This window comes from Nocardioidaceae bacterium (assembly GCA_018672315.1).
Classification (GTDB): domain Bacteria; phylum Actinomycetota; class Actinomycetes; order Propionibacteriales; family Nocardioidaceae; genus TYQ2.
Window position 1 is genome coordinate 645,188 of the sequence record CP076053.1, and the last position, 16,264, is coordinate 661,451.

Sequence of the window (16,264 nt, forward strand, 5' to 3'; positions counted from 1 at the left end):
CCCCTGGTTCGTGGTCGTCATGCAGGGGCACTACCCGCCGCGGCGTACGGCACCCGGGTCAAGGCCGGAAGATCTCCTCGACGGCTCCACGGGCCTGACGCAGCGCCCGCCGCAGGTCGTTGAGCATGTCCTCGGACTCGCCCGGCTCGTAGCCGAGCACCTCGCTGACGGCGCTGAGGTCGCGCACCTCGCGCGGCACCTGGTCGTCGGGGGTCCCGCGTACGAGCACCACGGCGTTGCGGGCCCTGCTGCACCACAGCCAGGACTCCTCCAGGCAGCGGGCCTGCTCCGGGGTCACCAGCTCCGCCTCGCGGGCGGCACGGAGCGCCGGCAGCGTGCGGGTGGTCCGCAGGCCCGGCACGTCGTGGGCGTGCTGCATCTGCAGCAGCTGCACGGTCCACTCGATGTCGGTGAGCGCGCCGCGGCCGAGCTTCAGGTGCATCTTCGGGTCGGCGCCGCGGGGCATCCGCTCGTTGTCGACGCGTGCCTTGATGCGTCGCACCTCGGTGGCCTCGGCCGGGGAGAGCCCGGCCGCGGGCCACCGGAGCGGGTCCACCAGCTCGGTGAACCGGCGACACAGGTCCGCGTCGCCGACGGCGGCCTCGGCGCGCAGGAGCGCCTGCGCCTCCCAGACCGCTGACCACCTGCCGTAGTAGGCGGCGTAGGAATCGAGCGTACGCACCAGCGGGCCCTGGTTGCCCTCCGGACGCAACGCGGCGTCCAGCTCCAGGGACGGGTCGGGGCCGGCCTGTGCGAGCATGCGGCGCATCTCGTTCGCGACCGCGGTCGCCGCGCGCGACGCCTTCGTCGGGTCCGCACCCGGCAGGGGGTCGTGGACGAACATCACGTCGGCGTCGGAGCCGTACGCGATCTCGTGGCCGCCGAGACGCCCCATCGAGACCAGCGCCATGCGAGTCGGCAGCTCCTCGCCGCGCTCGGCCTCGACCGCCCGCGTGGCGGCGGCGAGCGTCGCCTCCAGCGTCGCGTGCGTCAGGTCGGTCAGGCCTTCGGCCACCTCCACCACGTCCACGAGGCCGCACAGGTCGGCGCACGCGACGCGCACCAGGTCGCGCCGACGGATCGCGCGGACGGCGCTGCTCGCGGCTGCGGCGTCGCCCGCCCGACCGACCGTCGCGAGCATCTCGATCTGCAGCGTCTCCCGGCCGAGCAGCTCGAGGCCCTGCCCGGACAGCAGCCGTACGCCCTCGGGTTCGCGGCGCAGCAGCGAGCCCGCGTACCGGGAGGACCCCAGCACGAGCGCCAGCCGCTGGGCGACCTCGCCCTCGTCGCGCAGCATCCGCAGGTACCACGGCGAGCCGCCGAGCTCCTCGGACAGCCAGCGGAACCCGAGCAGGCCCGCGTCGGCGTCGGGGGTGTCGGCGAACCACGCGAGCATCGCGGGCAGGAGCGCCCGGCGCATCCTCGCGCTGCGCGAGAAGCCGGTGGTCATCGCATCGAGGTGCCTCATCGCCGCCGCCGGGTCGGCGAACCCCAGCGCCGCGAGCCGGTCGGTCGCCACGTTCGAGCTCAGCAGCGCCGCGTCGTGGCCGGCGGTGGCGAGCGAGTCCAGGAGCGGGCGGTAGAAGAGCTTCTCGTGCAGTCGCCGCACCACCACCCGCTGCTCGCGCAGGGCCTCGGTCAGCTGCTCGACCGGCTCGCGGCGCATCCCCAACGACCGCGCGAGGCGGCGCAGCTCGTCGGTGTCGGTGGGGATGAGCGCGGTGCGGCGCAGCTTCACCAGCTGCAGCCGGTGCTCGACCGACCGGAGGAACGCGTACGCGTCGTGCAGCGCCGCCCCGTCCTCGCGCCCGACGTAGCCGCCCTTGGTGAGCGCGTCGAGCGCCGAGAGCGTCGTCGGTTCGCGGATGTCCTCGTCCCCGGCGCCGTGCACCATCTGCAGCAGCTGCACGGCGAACTCCACGTCCCGCAGTCCACCGGAGCCGAGCTTGAGCTGGCGGTCCCGCTCCTTTGCGGGGATGTGCTCGAGCACGCGACGGCGCATCGCCTGGGTCTCCCGGACGAAGTTCTCCCGTCGTGAGGCCTTCCAGACCAGGGGGCGGAGCGTGTCGACGTACGCCTGCCCCAGGGCCGCGTCCCCCGCGACCGGCCGCGCCTTCAGCAGCGCCTGGAACTCCCAGGTGCGTGCCCACTTCTCGTAGTAGCCGACGTAGGAGCCCAGGGTGCGCACCAGCGGGCCGTGCTTGCCCTCGGGCCGTAGGTTGGCATCGACCGGCCAGATCGTGCCCTCGGCCGTGTGGTCCCCGCAGATGCGGATCAGGTGGCTCGCCAGCTGGGTGGCCGCCCGCATCGCGACCTGCTCCGGCTGTCCCTCGACGGGCTCGGCCACGAAGACGACGTCGACGTCGGAGACGTAGTTCAGCTCGTGTCCCCCGCACTTGCCCATCGCGATCACCGCGAGCCGGCACGTGTGCGCACCCTCGGCCACCCGGGCCCGGGCGACGGCCAGGGCCGCCTCGAGCGTGCCGGTGGCCAGGTCGGAGATCTCGGCCGCGACGTCGTCGAGGGCGACCTGGTGGGCCAGGTCGCGGGCGACCAGGCGCAGCAGCAGCCGGCGGTACTCCACGCGCAGCGCGTCGACCGCCTCCGCGTCCGGCAGGGTCGCGATCGCGGACTCGTGGTCGGGGTCGGCACCCACGGCGAGCAGCAGGCAGGCGCGCAGGTACCAGCGGGCGGCCCGCGTACGCCCCAGCGTCGGGTCGGTCAGCTCGCGCCAGTGGGAGGGGTGGCGGAGCAGGTGCTCGCCCAGGGCGTCGGAGGCCCCGAGCACCGCGCTCAGCCGCATCGCCGTGCCCTCGTCGCCCGCCACGGCGTCGAGGAACTCGGCCCGGCACCTCGCGGCCAGCTCCTCGCGCTCGGCCTCGGTCGAGGTGTCCCCGGGGCCGTCGATCTCCGCGTACGACGCCGCGACCGCGTCGGCCAGGTCCGCGAGGCGGCGGGCGGCGAGGTCCGGGTCGGCCGCGAGCCCGAGGATCGGCGCGAGCGGTGAGCTGACCTCGACGCCGATGCGCTCCATCGCGGTCAGGGTGGCCTCGGTGTCGGTGAAGCCGAGCCGGGTCAGCGCCATGCGCGGCGAGACCTGTCGCAGCGGGCTCACGGGCGCGGCTCGGGCAGGTCGAGCGCCTCGCTGAGGCGAGCGGCACGCCGGGCGTGCGCCAGGTCGGTCAACGCGGTGGCCAGCGGCCGCCAGGTCTCCACCAGCGTCTTCTCGGCGGCCAGCACCTCGGCGACGACGACCGGGTCGGGGTCGCCCTCGCGCACCCGTTCCCAGAGGCGTACGAGCCCGGCGTCCGCCTCGGGATGGCACTGCACACCCCACACCGACGGTGCGAACCGTACGGCCTCGGGGCTGCCGTCCGGGGCCTCTGCCAGCAGGGCGACGCCGTCGGGGAGGCGGGTCGCGACGTCGCTGTTGTGGTGCACGGCCACGGTCTGCGCGGAGTCGTCGACCGACCGTCGGGCGATCCGGCCCAGCAGGGCGTCGTCGGTGGCCGCGTCGCTCCACCCGACGGGCACGACGCCGGCCGTGGGGCCGTGCGGGTTGCGGCCGACCTGCCCGCCGTACGCCTGGACGGCCAGCTGGTGGCCCAGGCACACGCCGAGGGTGGGGATCGTCAGGCGCCCCGCCGCGAGGATCAGCGCGCGGGTGCCGGCGAACCACGGGTGCCCCGCGTCGTCCCAGCTGTCCATCGTGCCGCCGAGCACGACGAGCGCGTCGTACGCCTCGAGGACCTCGGGAGCCCCCTCACCCGGGAGCGGCTCGCCACGGTCGGGGCGTACGACGGCCAGGTCGCACCCCTCCGCGCCCAACCAGTCGCCGAGCAGGCGGAGCGGCACGGCGTCCTCGTGCTGGACCACGAGGACCGTCGGTCGCACCTCGTCCATGCGTCGACCCGCCTCAGATCACCGGCAGCATCATGTCGCGCTCGTGGCTGGTCACGAACTGACGGAACTCGTTCCACTCGGTGCGCTTGTTGCGCAGGTAGAAGTCGTAGACCCGCTCACCGAGGCAGTCGGCGAGCAGCTCGGACTCCTCCATCACCTCGATGGCCTGGGACAGGTTCGTCGGCAGCGGCTTGATGCCGAGCGCGCGACGCTCGCCCTCGCTGAGCGCCCACACGTCGTCCTCGGCCTCCGGCGGCAGCTCGTACTCGCCCTCGATGCCCTTCAGGCCGGCGGCGAGGATCACCGCGAAAGCGAGGTAGGGATTGCAGGCCGGGTCGATGGTGCGCACCTCGACGCGCGTGGACTGCCCCTTGTTGGGCTTGTACATCGGCACCCGCACCATCGCGGAACGGTTGTTGTGACCCCAGCAGATGTACGCCGGGGCCTCGCCACCGCCGATGAGGCGCTTGTAGGAGTTGACCCACTGGTTGGTGATCGCGGTGATCTCGCTGGCGTGGTGCAGGAGACCGGCGATGAAGTGGCGCCCGGTGTCGGAGAGCGAGTACTGCTGCCCCGGTGCGAAGAACGCGTTGTTGTCGCCCTCGAAGAGCGAGACGTGCGTGTGCATGCCCGAGCCCGGGTGCGTGGTGAAGGGCTTGGGCATGAAGCTGGCCCAGATGTCCTGGCCCAGCGCCACCTCGCGCACCACGGTGCGGAAGGTCATGATGTTGTCGGCCATGCTGAGTGCGTCGGCGTAGCGCAGGTCGATCTCCTGCTGGCCCGGGCCGCCCTCGTGGTGGCTGAACTCGACGCTGATGCCCATCGACTCCAGCATGGTGATGACCTCGCGGCGGAAGTCCGAGCCGCGCGACTGGGCGGTGTGGTCGAAGAAGCCGCTGCGGTCGACCGGGCGCGGGTCCTCACCGGGGCTCGGCACGTCCTTGAAGAGGTAGAACTCGATCTCGGGGTGGGTGTAGAAGGTGAACCCCTGCTCGGCCGCCTTGTCCAGGGTGCGCTTGAGCACGAACCTCGGGTCGGCGTACGACGGGGAGCCGTCGGGCATCCGGATGTCGCAGAACATGCGGGCCGTCGAGGGGCCCTCGCCGCGCCACGGCAGGATCTGGAAGGTGCTCGGGTCGGGGTGGGCGAGCATGTCGGACTCGTTGGTGCGCGCGAATCCCTCGATCGCCGACCCGTCGAACCCGATGCCCTCGGTGAACGCGCCCTCGAGCTCGGCGGGCGCCACCGAGACCGACTTGAGGAAACCGAGCACGTCGGTGAACCACAGCCGGACGAAGCGCACGTCGCGCTCCTCCAGCGCCCGCAGGACGAAGTCCTCCTGCTTGCCCATCTGGTGCCTCCTGACGGTGCCGGCGCCGTCGCCGGACGAGGGGAACAGCCGTGCCACCTGCTGGCACGGCCCGACGCTATCGCGAGCAGGTTGCGGGCGCGTGACGGCGGCCGGTCGACGACCTAGCGTGGCGGCATGGGTGAGCGTGGACAGGTCCTGACCGAGCACGAGCGCGACCTGCTCTGGGAGCAGATCAGCGACCTCGAGCACCGGGGGTGGCGGGCCCTGTGCGGCGGCTCCGGCGGCCACTTCTACGCCGACCTCATGACCGAGGACGGGCTCATGGTGCTCGCCGGCGGCCGGGTGATGGACCGCGAGGAGGTGCGTGGCTCACTCGGCGAGGTCAGCCACTGGGACACCTTCGAGATCAGCGAGGAGAAGCTCGTGACGCCCGGGGCCGACGTCGCCGTGCTGGTCTACCTCGGTGTCGGCCACCGGGGCGAGGAGACATTCACGGCTCGCATGAGCAGCACGTACGTACGCACCTCACCGGCCGGCGCCGGGCCGTGGCGCCTGGCGCTCTACACCCAGACACCCTCGGACGGCTGAGCAGCGAGCCTCTACGCGTGCCACTCGACGCCCGCGTCGTCGGGCACACGGTCCAGGTCCGCCAGCCACACGCTCGCGTTGCCGTCGGCCGGCGCCCGCCAGTCACCGCGAGGGCTGAGCGACCCGCCGGGTGAGACCTTCGGGCCGTTCGGCAGCGCCGAGCGCTTGAACTGGCTGAACCCGAAGAACCGCCGACAGAAGACCTCCAGCCACCGGCGGATCCCCGCGAGGTCGTAGGCCTGCCGCTTGTCCTCGGGATAGCCCGGAGGCCACCGGCCCGCGGTCGCGTCGCCCCAGGCGTGCAGGGCGAGAAAGGCGATCTTCGACGGCTTCGCACCGTCGCGCAGGGTGTGCCACAGGGTGAAGTCCTGCAGGGCGTACGGGCCGATCTGCTGCTCGGTGGACTGCACCGAGCCGTCCTCACCCGCGGGCACGAGCTCGGGGGTGATCTCCTGCGCGACGATCTCGCGCAGCACGTCGGCGACCTCGTCGTCGCCTGCCGCTGCACCGAGCTCACCTGAGTCGGCGACCCAGCGGATCAGGTGCTGGATCAGGGTCTTGGGCACGCCGGTGTTCACCGCGTAGTGGCTCATCTGGTCGCCCACCCCGTACGTCGCCCACCCGAGCGCGAGCTCGGAGAGGTCGCCGGTGCCGAGCACGATGCCGCCGCGGTGGTTGGCGATCCGGAACAGGTAGTCGGTGCGCAACCCGGCCTGCACGTTCTCGAAGGTGACGTCGTAGACCGGCTCGCCGCCCGCGAAGGGGTGGTCGAGGTCCGCGAGCATCTGCTGCGCCGCCGGACGGATGTCGAGCTCCTCGAAGCGCACCCCGAGCGCTGCGCACAGCCGGGTCGCGCGGTCCTTCGTCTCCGCTCCCGTCGCAAAACCCGGCATGGTCACGGCGTGGATGTCGCTGCGCGGCCGCCCGAGCAGGTCCATCGCACGCGCCGCGACGATCAGGGCGTGCGTGGAGTCCAGGCCGCCGGAGACGCCGATCACCACGTCGGGACCGCCGATCGCGCCGAGTCGCTGGGTGAGTCCCGAGACCTGGATCGAGTAGGCCTCGTAGCAGTCCTGGGCCAGGCGCGCCGGGTCGTCGGGCACGAACGGGAACCGCGCCACGTCACGACGCAGGCCCACGTCGCCGGCGGGCGGGTCGAGCGTGAACCCGACGCGACGGAAGTCCTCGGTGCGCGCCGCGTGCGTACGCCGGTTGTCGTCGAGGGTGCCCTGGCGTACGCGCTGCGCAGCGATGCGACCCAGGTCGACGTCGACGACCGTCGCGCGCGGGCCGTCGGGGAACCGCTCGGTCTCGCCCAGCAGGTCACCGCACTCGTAGACCATCGCCTGCCCGTCCCAGGCGAGGTCGGTGGTCGACTCGCCCTCACCCGCGGCCGCGAAGACGTACGCCGCCTGGCACCGCATGGACGCCGAGCGCACCAGCAGACGCCGGTCCTCGGCGCGGGCGACCGTGATCGGCGACCCGGACAGGTTGGCGAGCACCGTCGCCCCGGCGAGTGCTGCCTCGGCCGACGGTGGCACGGGGACCCACATGTCCTCGCAGATCTCGACACCGAGCACGAGGTCGGGCACGTCGTCGGCGACGAAGAGCAGGTCCGGTCCGCACGGCACGTCGCGCCCGGCCACGGTGATCGTGGTCCCGCGTCGGTCGTCGCCCGGCGCGTAGTGGCGACGCTCGTAGAACTCGCGATAGGTCGGCAGCGCGCTCTTGGGGACGACACCGAGCACCTCGCCGCGGTGGATCACGACGGCGCAGTTGAGCAGGCGCATCCCGTGGCGCAGCGGGGCGCCGACGACGAGCACGGGACGCAGGTCGACGGACGCCCCGACGATGCGGTCGAGCGCGTCGTCGACGGCGTCCAGCACGGTCGCCTGCAGGACCAGGTCGTCGATCGCGTAGCCCGTCAGGCACAGCTCGGGGAAGACCGCCACGGCGACCCCGTCGTCGTGGTGGGTGCGCGCCTGCGCCAGCACCGCCTCGGCGTTCGTCGCCGGGTCGGCGATCGCGACCGGGACCGCGCACGCGGCGACCCGGGCGAACCCGTGGGCGTACACGTTGGTGAAGTCCACGACACGATCCTCGCACGTCAGGCGCGTGGTCACGCTCAGGCGAGGATGGCTGCGTGAGCCCGATCGATCTGCCGGAGCCGCCGTACACGGTGGTCGTCTTCACCTCGCGGCTGCGCAGCGATCTCGACGACGACGCGCGGGCGGCCTACGACCGTATGTCGGCGCGCATGGAGATCCTGGCGTCCGAGCAGCCCGGCTACCTCGGCGTCGAGTCGGCCCGCGGTGACGACCTCGAGGGCATCACGTGCTCCTACTGGGTCGACGACGCCGCGGCCGTCGCCTGGAAGCAGGTCACCGCGCACCTCCTCGCGCAGGAGCGCGGCCGCCAGGACTGGTACGCCGACTACCGCGTGCGCGTCGCCACAGTCACTCGCGCCTACGGCAAGCGGGCCTAGTCTGAGGACATGAGCAGCGAGCAGCCTGCCCCCTACGGCGGCAACGCGGTGCCCGACCCGGGGGTGCCCGCGGGCGCGACGGCTACCCCGAGACGACGCCGTGTCCGCACCGCCCACCTGCGCGAGATGAAGCAGCGCGGCGAGCGGTTCGCGATGTTGACGAGCTACGACATGCTCACTGCCGAGATCTTCGACGAGGCCGGCGTCGAGGTGCTGCTGGTCGGAGACTCCGCGTCCAACAACGTGCTCGGCAACGAGACGTCCCTCCCCGTCACCGTCGAGGAGCTGATCCCGCTGACACGGGCGGTCGCACGCGCCAGCACGTACGCGCTCGTCGTCGCCGACCTGCCTTTCGGCAGCTACCAGGGCTCACCGGAGCAGGCGTACGACACCGCCGTCCGCTTCATGAAGGAGGGCGGCGCCCACTGCGTGAAGCTCGAGGGCGGCGCGGAGATGGCTCCGCAGATCCGGAAGCTGGTCGACGGCGGCGTCCCGGTGATGGCCCACATCGGTTTCACGCCGCAGAGCGAGCACAGCCTGGGCGGCTACCGCATCCAGGGCCGCGGGGCGGGCGCCGAGAAGCTGATGGCGGACGCGAAGGCGGTCGAGGGCGCCGGCGCGTTCGCGGTCGTGATGGAAATGGTGCCCGGCGACGTGGCCGCGGAGGTGACGGCTGCGCTCTCGATCCCGACGATCGGCATCGGCGCCGGTGCGGGGTGCGACGGCCAGGTGCTGGTCTGGCAGGACGCCTTCGGGCTGCGTGCGGGTCGCATGCCCCGCTTCGTGAAGCAGTACGCCGACGTGCGCTCGGTGCTGCGCGACGCGGCGGTCGCGTACGCGGACGACGTCCGCTCCGGCACCTTCCCCGGACCCGACCACACGTTCTCCAGCCAGTGAGCCGCTCTCGATGAGCGACCTCGACCCGTCCCGGCGGCCCGAGGACGACGAACCGGGCAGCGTCCCGCGACGCGACCGTCTGACGCCGGAGAACGTACGCCGCCTGCGCGGTTCGTTCCTCGGCATGGCGCTGCTGACCGCCGTCGGCTTCGTGATCCTCGCGTCGCTGACGTTCGTGCCGTGGTGGGCCGTCGTCCCGCTGGTGCTGGTGTGGCTGGTGCTGATGCGCGCCGGCGGGGCGGTCTGGTTCACGACCCACCCGCGGCGAGTGCTCCTGGCTCCGGCGTGGTTGCTGCTGGCGTGGTTCGCGGTGGTCTTCGTGCTCGCGTTCACCGGGCAGCTGCGCGAGCAGCCCACCGTGGACCCGTTCCCGGACCCGCCGACGCCACCACCGTCGCTGACTCCCTCGCCCAGCCCGTCCTCGAGCCCGTCGCCGGCGGGCTGACCTCAGTCGCCCGGGTCGTCACCCGAGGGTGCGACGTCGTCGTTCCAGTCGGGGTCGTCGTCCCAGGCCTCGTTGCGCTTCTCGGCGATCTCGAGGGCCCGGGCGGCCTCCTCGCGGGTGTCGTACGGACCCAGCCGATGGATGGCCTTGCAGCCCTTGCGGGGCTCGACGGTGCCGTGCTTGGTGCAGTAGTACCACTTCTTGTCCGACTCGTAGTCGTCGCTCACGACCGTCTCCTCTCGCGTGCCCGTGACGGGCGTCTCGCCGTCCCCGTCCCCGCGCGGTGAGGCTCCTACACTCGCAGGCATGGCTTCCAGCACCGCCACCGCGCCCGTCGAGCCGGGGACGATCTCCCCGCGCCGTCCGGTGCCCTCGCACATCGTCCGCCCCGAGTACGTCGACAAGCCCGCACCCACCGGCGACCCCGGCCCGGAGGTCAAGGACGCCGAGACCATCGAGAGGATGCGCACGGCCGGACGCATCGCCGCCCAGGCACTCGCCGAGTGCGGCAAGGCCGTGCAGCCGGGCGTGACCCACGACGAGCTCGACCGCATCGGGCACGAGTTCCTGTGCGACCACGGGGCGTACCCCTCCACGCTGGGCTACCGCGGCTTCCCGAAGTCGCTGTGCACCAGCGCCAACGAGGTGATCTGCCATGGCATCCCCGACTCCCGCGTCGTGCAGGACGGCGACCTGGTCAACATCGACATCACCGGCTACATCGGCGGGGTGCACGGCGACAACAACGCGACGTTCCTCGCCGGCGACGTGGACGAGGAGTCCCGGTTGCTCGTCGAGCGCACCCACGAGGCGATGATGCGTGGCATCAAGGCCGCGCGCCCCGGGCGGCAGCTGAACGTGATCGGTCGGGTGATCGAGACGTACGCCCGCCGCTTCGGCTACGGCGTCGTCCGTGAGTTCACCGGCCACGGCATCGGTCCGAGCTTCCACTCCGGCCTGGTCGTGCCGCACTACGACGACCCGCACTACGACACCGTGATCCAGCCCGGCATGACGTTCACGATCGAGCCGATGCTGAACCTCGGCACCCACGAGTGGGACATGTGGTCCGACGACTGGACCGTCGTGACGAAGGACCGTCGTCGCTCCGCGCAGTTCGAGCACACGATTCTCATCACCGACGACGGTGCGGAGATCCTCACCCTCCCCTGACTCCTCCCCTGTGGATGACGGAGGCAGCGCCGTCCCGGCATCGCCCAGAGTGTCCGCATGGACGTTCGGGACCTGGCCGCTGCCCAAGCCGGACTTCTGACGCGCCGACAGCTCCGAGAGGCCGGCGTCAGTTCCGACGCTGTCCGCCACCGCATCCGTACAGGGCGATGGAGCGCTCGGAGTCCCACGGTCATCTCACTCTCCACCGGGGAGCTCATTCGGCCGCAGCGCGAGTGGCTCGCCGTCCTCCATGGCGGATCGACGGCCGCGGTGGCGGGTCTGAGCGCCACCGCCAGACACGGACTGCGGGGGTGGGACCGGGAGCAGATCGAGATCGTGCACCACGCCTCCTGCACTGTCGGTGCGCTCCCCGGGGTGCTTGTGACCCGGACCCGTCGCGACCTCCGATCGCTGTGCACGAGGCGCTGGTCTCTCCCCACGCTGCGCGTCGAGCCGGCGGCCTTGCTCTGGGCGTCCACGGCTCCGTCCGAGAGGTCCGCCCAGGGACTCCTCGCCGCCTGCGTCCAGCAGCGTCTGACCACGCCGGAGCGTCTCGCGGGCGAGCTGGACCGGCTCTCGCCTCTGCGTCGCGCCCGCCTGTTCCGACGGCTGGTGTGCGAGCTGGCCGAGGGCGCGCAGTCGCTCAGCGAGGTCGAGATCGGGCGTCTCTGCGACCGATTCGGCTTCGCGCGCCCTCGACGACAGACGCGGCGACGTGATGCCGCGGGGCGTCTCCGCTACACCGACTGCGAGTGGGACCTGCCGGATGGCCGTGTGCTCGTGCTCGAGGTGGACGGCGCGTTCCACATGTCTGCGGAGCAGTGGGAGGACGACATCCAGCGACAGCGCGCACTCACCACGCCGACACGCATCGTGCTGCGGGCCACCGCGCGCGAGATCCGCGACTACCCGGATCAGCTTGCCCACGATCTCAGCGCGAACGGGGTCCCCCGCACAGGTCGTGCGTGTCACGACGAGCCATAGGTCGTCGTGACACGCACGACCTCGTGCTGATCAGACCCCGTGGCCGACGTACGCCGCCAGGTGCTGCCCCGTCAGTGTGTCGGCCTCGACCAGCTGCGCCGGGGTGCCCTCGAAGACCACGCGGCCACCGTCCTGACCGGCCCCGGGCCCCAGGTCGACGACCCAGTCCGCGTGCGCCATGACTGCCTGGTGGTGCTCGATGACGAGCAGCGACGTTCCCGCGTCGACCATGCGGTCGAAGAGGCCGAGCAGGTTCTCGACGTCGGCCAGGTGCAGGCCGGTCGTGGGCTCGTCGAGCACGTAGAGGCCGCTCTCCTTCCCGAGCTGGTCGGCCAGCTTCAGGCGCTGCCGCTCACCGCCCGACAGCGTGGTCAGAGGCTGACCGAGGCGTACGTACCCCAGGCCCACGTCCAGCAGCCGGCCGAGGACCTTCGCGACGGCGGGGATGCGCGCCTCCGCCTGCTCCTGGTCCGGGCCGAAGAAGCGGGCGGCCTCGGCGACCGGCATCTCCAGCACGTCGGCGATCGAGAGTCCCGCGAGCAGGAAGTCGAGCACCTCGGCCTGGAACCGTCGCCCGCCACACGCCTCGCACGTCGTCGCGACCCCGGCCATCGTGACCAGGTCGGTGAAGATGACGCCGGCGCCGTTGCACGCGGCGCAGGCGCCCTCGGAGTTCGCGCTGAACAGGCCCGGCTTCACCCCGTTCGCCTTGGCGAAGGCCTTTCGGATGCCGTCGAGCATCCCCGTGTACGTCGCCGGGTTGCTGCGCCGCGACCCCTTGATCGGCGACTGGTCGACGACCACGACCCCCTCGCGGCCCTCCACCGACCCGTGCACCAGCGAGCTCTTGCCCGACCCGGCGACCCCGGTGAGCACGCAGAGCACACCGAGGGGCAGGTCCACGTCGACATCACGGAGGTTGTGCGCCGAGGCTCCGCGCACCTCGAGTCGACCCGAGGGCTCGCGTACGGACGGCTTCAACGTCGCCCGCCGGTCCAGGTGGCGCCCGGTCTCGGTGCCCGAGGCGCGCAGCTCGTCGACCGTCCCGGAGAAGACCACGTCCCCGCCGTCGGTGCCGGCGCCGGGCCCGAGGTCGACGACGTGGTCGGCGATCGCGATGGTCTCGGGCTTGTGCTCCACGACCAGCACCGTGTTGCCCTTGTCCCGCAATGCGAGCAGCAGGTCGTTGAGGTTGCCGATGTCGTGGGGGTGCAGACCGATCGTGGGCTCGTCGAAGACGTAGGTCACGTCGGTGAGCGGCGACCCGAGGTGGCGGATCATCTTGGTGCGCTGGGCCTCACCGCCCGACAGCGTGCCGGAGGGCCGGTCGAGCGAGAGGTAGCCCAGCCCGATCTGGACGAACGCGTCGAGGTGGTCACGCAGCGCCTCGGTCAGGGGCGCCACCGACGGGGCGTGGAGCGTACGCACCCAGGCGGCCAGGTCGGTGATCTGCATGGCGCACGCGTCGGCGATGTTGACGCCGTCGATGCGCGAGGCCCGAGCCTCGGGGGCCAGGCGGGTGCCCTCGCAGTCCGTGCAGTCCCCGAACCGCACCGCCCGGTCGACGAAGCGCCGGATGTGCGGCTGCATCGCCTCGGGGTCCTTGGCGAGCATCGTCTTCTGGATCTTCGGCACCAGCCCCTCGTAGGTCAGGTTGATGCCCTCGACCTTGATCTTGGTGGGCTCCTTGTAGAGGAAGTCGTGGCGCTGCTTCTTCGTGAAGCTCTTGATCGGCTTGTCGGTGGGGACGCCGCTGCCGCGCAGGAGACGCCCCTGCCACCCGTCCATCGAGTAGCCGGGGACCGTGAGCGCCCCGTCGTCGAGCGTCTTGTCCTCGTCGAAGAGCGCGGTGAGGTCGATGTCGCTGACCTGCCCGCGACCCTCGCAGGTGGGGCACATGCCGCCGAGCCGCTCGAAGCTGGCCTTCTCCTTGATCGTCCGGTCGCCCCGCTTGACCTCGATCGCGCCGGAGGCCGACACCGAGGGCACGTTGAAGGAGTACGCGTTCGGCGGTCCGGCGTGGGGCTCACCGAGTCGGCTGAAGAGGATCCGCAGCATCGCGTGGGCGTCGGTGGCGGTGCCGACCGTGGAACGCGGGTGGGAGCCCATGCGCTCCTGGTCGACCACGATCGCGGTCGTCAGCCCCTCGAGCAGGTCGACGTCGGGTCGACCCACCGAGGGCATGAAGCCCTGCACGAACGAGCTGTAGGTCTCGTTGATCAGGCGTTGGGACTCCGCCGCGATCGTGCCGAAGACCAGGGAGCTCTTGCCCGAGCCGGAGACGCCGGTGAAGACCGTCAGTCGACGTTTCGCCAGGTCCACCGAGATGTCCCGCAGGTTGTTCTCGCGCGCGCCTCGTACGCGGATCAGCGCGTGGTCGTCGGCGGGGTGGGATCCGGAGTCGGTCGCGTCCGTCGGCACGGCGGGAGCGTACGCCCGGAGCGCCGTCGCCGTCTCGGGCCGGAAGGCCCGACCACGGGGGTGCAGAGAGGTGGGCCTGTAGGCCGGGTTCTGTTCCCCGGGGCCTCGCGGCTCCCGGTTCGGCGACCATCCATCTCCGGACCGCCGTCGCCGGCGGTCTCCTGCGGTCTACCCGCGGACTCGGGCGGGCCGCCCTCGATCATCCGCGCGCCGCCCGCATCGCTGCGGACGGCTTCTTGACCTTGCTCCCGGTGGGGTTTGCCTAGCCACCCCGGTCACCCGGGGTGCTGGTGGTCTCTTACACCACCGTTTCACCCTCACCACCGCAGCTGCGGTGGCGGTCTGTTCTCTGTGGCACTGTCCCGCGGGTCACCCCGGGTGGGCGTTACCCACCACCGCGCCCTGTGGAGCCCGGACCTTCCTCGGCCCCTCCCCCTCGCGGGTGAGGGGACGCGGCCGCCCGGCCCACCTCTCTGCGGGAGAAGCGTACGCCTCAGGCGCGTTCGAACCGCACCCGGCGGAGCGTCTCGTCGACCTCGACCAGGCGTACGTCGATGCGACGGCCCAGCGGCAGCTCGGCGCCGGGCGGGCACTCGATCGTCGCCTCGATCGCCGGGTCGGGCACCTGCACGCGTCCGCAGTGCGGCGCGTCGTCGTCGCGCTCGACGACGACGCCGGTGAAGACCTCGCCCTCGCGGCCGGCGAGCACCAGGCACTCGGCGAGGTCGATCACGGCGTTCTCGAAGGCCGCGGCACGCCGGCCGGCCGCGGCCATCGCGGCGGGCAGCTCGGGCAGGCCGTCCCGCACCCAGTCGGGGACGGGCGCCTCGGCGCGGATGGCGAGACAGGTCTCGAGCACGTAGCGGTCGGCCAGGCGGCGCAGCGGGGCGGTGGCGTGGGCGTACGGCGCGGCGATCGCGGCGTGGACGGTCAACTCGGGCAGCTCGCCGTCGAAGGCTGCGTACGCTGCCCCGCGCAGCAGACGGGTGCCCGCGATGACCACCGCGTTCGAGGCGGGGTCCTCGGGGTCGAGGGTGCGGATGAAGGCCGGGTAGTCGATGTCGGCAGGCCAGTCGAGACCGAGCCCGAGGGCCGTACGCCGCAGCCGGTCGACGTCGGGCGGCACCGGCGGCGGGAGCGTACGCAGCACCCCGATCCCGCCCTCGATCATGATCTGCGCGGCGGACATGCCGGTGAGCAGGGAGATCTGCGCGTTCCACTGCTCGACGGGACGGGCCGGGCGTACGCGCAGCGACCAGGTGCCGTCGTCCTGCACCTCGACCTCCTGCGACGGGATCGGCAGGCTGATCGCCCGCCGTTCCGCCTCGTGGGCGAGCCGCATCCGGCCGATCTCGCGCAGCAGGTCCAGGCAGGGACGCAGGATCTCGTCGTCAGGTGCGCACGGGAGTCCGTGGTCCTCGGCATCGAGAAGGTCCTCGGCCTCGGGGTAGGACAACGCGCGACGGCTGCGGATCACGGCACGCTCGACGTGCACCGCGATCTGGTGTCCCCAGGCGTCGAGGCGCATGGTCCACAGGACGGCGGGGCGGTCGCGATCGGGCAGCAGCGAGCCCGCGTCCTCGGAGATGACCGGCGGGTGCAGCGGGATCTTCTCGGTCGCGCCGTAGCAGGTGGTGCCACGGCGCCAGGCCTCCTCGTGCACCGGGTCGCCCGGCGAGACGAAGGCGGAGACGTCGGCGATGGCGTACCGGACGAGATAGCCCTCGCCGTCGCGCTCGAGGTGCATCGCCTGGTCCAGGTCGCGGGTGTCCTCGGGGTCGAGGGTGAAGAAGGGGATGTCGGTGCGGTCGCGGTCAGGCATCCGCGGTGAGGCGGCAGCTTCCTTCGCACGGCGGCGTACGTCGAGGTCGAACCCGTCCGGCAGACGCTGCTCCTCGCGGAGCCTGCGCACCCCGGCGGCGAGCCGCTCGGCCGCCGTGCCCGGCTGGGCGGCGAGGGGTCTGCGCGGCATGCTCTCAACCTATGATGCGAGAGGGACTGACGCACCCGTCAAACGGCCGCCCTGCGCGTGACTACCGACAGGCATCGAGGTCGC

The 16,264-nt window shown here is 72.1% G+C and carries 13 protein-coding genes and 1 other RNA gene; 6 read left to right on the forward strand and 8 right to left on the reverse strand.

Going from position 1 to position 16,264, the window contains the following annotated elements; translation table 11 throughout:
- Positions 1-58: 58 nt before the first annotated feature.
- From KLP28_03070 to KLP28_03080, 3 genes are read right to left on the reverse strand one after another with little or no spacing between them, the layout of a single operon-like run.
- Positions 59-3,085, reverse strand: a complete 3,027-nt coding sequence (locus KLP28_03070; GenBank protein ID QWC86768.1) for a bifunctional [glutamine synthetase] adenylyltransferase/[glutamine synthetase]-adenylyl-L-tyrosine phosphorylase — start codon at positions 3,083-3,085, stop codon at positions 59-61.
- A gap of 26 nt (positions 3,086-3,111) precedes the next feature.
- Complete coding sequence (locus tag KLP28_03075) at positions 3,112-3,903, reverse strand: type 1 glutamine amidotransferase (protein QWC85753.1); 792 nt, start codon at positions 3,901-3,903, stop codon at positions 3,112-3,114.
- A gap of 13 nt (positions 3,904-3,916) precedes the next feature.
- The gene (locus tag KLP28_03080) at positions 3,917-5,221 is read right to left on the reverse strand and encodes a glutamine synthetase family protein (protein QWC86769.1); all 1,305 of its coding nucleotides are present in this window, start codon (positions 5,219-5,221) and stop codon (positions 3,917-3,919) included.
- Between the two features lie 168 nt (positions 5,222-5,389).
- On the opposite strand from KLP28_03080, the gene KLP28_03085 reads away from it, so the two are divergent.
- Positions 5,390-5,803, forward strand: a complete 414-nt coding sequence (locus KLP28_03085) for a nuclear transport factor 2 family protein (GenBank protein ID QWC85754.1) — start codon at positions 5,390-5,392, stop codon at positions 5,801-5,803.
- 11 nt (positions 5,804-5,814) lie between these two features.
- Here the strand turns inward: KLP28_03085 and KLP28_03090 are convergent, their stop codons facing one another.
- Complete coding sequence (locus KLP28_03090; protein QWC85755.1) at positions 5,815-7,893, reverse strand: NAD(+) synthase; 2,079 nt, start codon at positions 7,891-7,893, stop codon at positions 5,815-5,817.
- A 53-nt stretch (positions 7,894-7,946) separates the two neighbouring features.
- Here KLP28_03090 and KLP28_03095 point away from each other — a divergent pair, with 53 nt between their 5' ends.
- The 3 genes from KLP28_03095 to KLP28_03105 are packed head-to-tail and all read left to right on the forward strand — an operon-like array spanning position 7,947 to position 9,630.
- A complete protein-coding gene (locus KLP28_03095) occupies positions 7,947-8,288 on the forward strand; it encodes an antibiotic biosynthesis monooxygenase (protein ID QWC85756.1) in 342 nt (113 codons plus the stop codon).
- A gap of 9 nt (positions 8,289-8,297) precedes the next feature.
- On the forward strand, positions 8,298-9,185 hold the full coding sequence (gene panB / locus KLP28_03100; protein ID QWC85757.1) for a 3-methyl-2-oxobutanoate hydroxymethyltransferase: 888 nt from the start codon (positions 8,298-8,300) through the stop codon (positions 9,183-9,185).
- A 10-nt stretch (positions 9,186-9,195) separates the two neighbouring features.
- Positions 9,196-9,630 carry a hypothetical protein gene (locus KLP28_03105; GenBank protein QWC85758.1) on the forward strand — a complete coding sequence of 145 codons (435 nt, stop codon included), beginning with the start codon at positions 9,196-9,198 and terminating at the stop codon, positions 9,628-9,630.
- A gap of 2 nt (positions 9,631-9,632) precedes the next feature.
- Here KLP28_03105 and KLP28_03110 read toward each other — a convergent pair whose 3' ends face one another.
- Complete coding sequence (locus tag KLP28_03110) at positions 9,633-9,857, reverse strand: hypothetical protein (protein QWC85759.1); 225 nt, start codon at positions 9,855-9,857, stop codon at positions 9,633-9,635.
- A gap of 79 nt (positions 9,858-9,936) precedes the next feature.
- Here KLP28_03110 and map point away from each other — a divergent pair, with 79 nt between their 5' ends.
- Complete coding sequence (gene map, locus KLP28_03115) at positions 9,937-10,803, forward strand: type I methionyl aminopeptidase (GenBank protein ID QWC85760.1); 867 nt, start codon at positions 9,937-9,939, stop codon at positions 10,801-10,803.
- Between the two features lie 462 nt (positions 10,804-11,265).
- Positions 11,266-11,787: an endonuclease domain-containing protein gene (locus KLP28_03120; GenBank protein QWC85761.1), complete on the forward strand. Its 522-nt coding sequence runs from the start codon at positions 11,266-11,268 to the stop codon at positions 11,785-11,787.
- Between the two features lie 30 nt (positions 11,788-11,817).
- On the opposite strand, the gene KLP28_03125 is transcribed toward KLP28_03120, so the two are convergent.
- The 3 genes from KLP28_03125 to KLP28_03135 form a co-directional block, all read right to left on the reverse strand.
- Positions 11,818-14,208: an excinuclease ABC subunit UvrA gene (locus KLP28_03125; protein QWC85762.1), complete on the reverse strand. Its 2,391-nt coding sequence runs from the start codon at positions 14,206-14,208 to the stop codon at positions 11,818-11,820.
- A 63-nt stretch (positions 14,209-14,271) separates the two neighbouring features.
- An RNA gene (rnpB, locus tag KLP28_03130) (RNase P RNA component class A) lies at positions 14,272-14,680 on the reverse strand.
- A 21-nt stretch (positions 14,681-14,701) separates the two neighbouring features.
- Positions 14,702-16,180 carry an RNB domain-containing ribonuclease gene (locus KLP28_03135; GenBank protein QWC85763.1) on the reverse strand — a complete coding sequence of 493 codons (1,479 nt, stop codon included), beginning with the start codon at positions 16,178-16,180 and terminating at the stop codon, positions 14,702-14,704.
- Positions 16,181-16,264 lie beyond the last annotated feature (84 nt).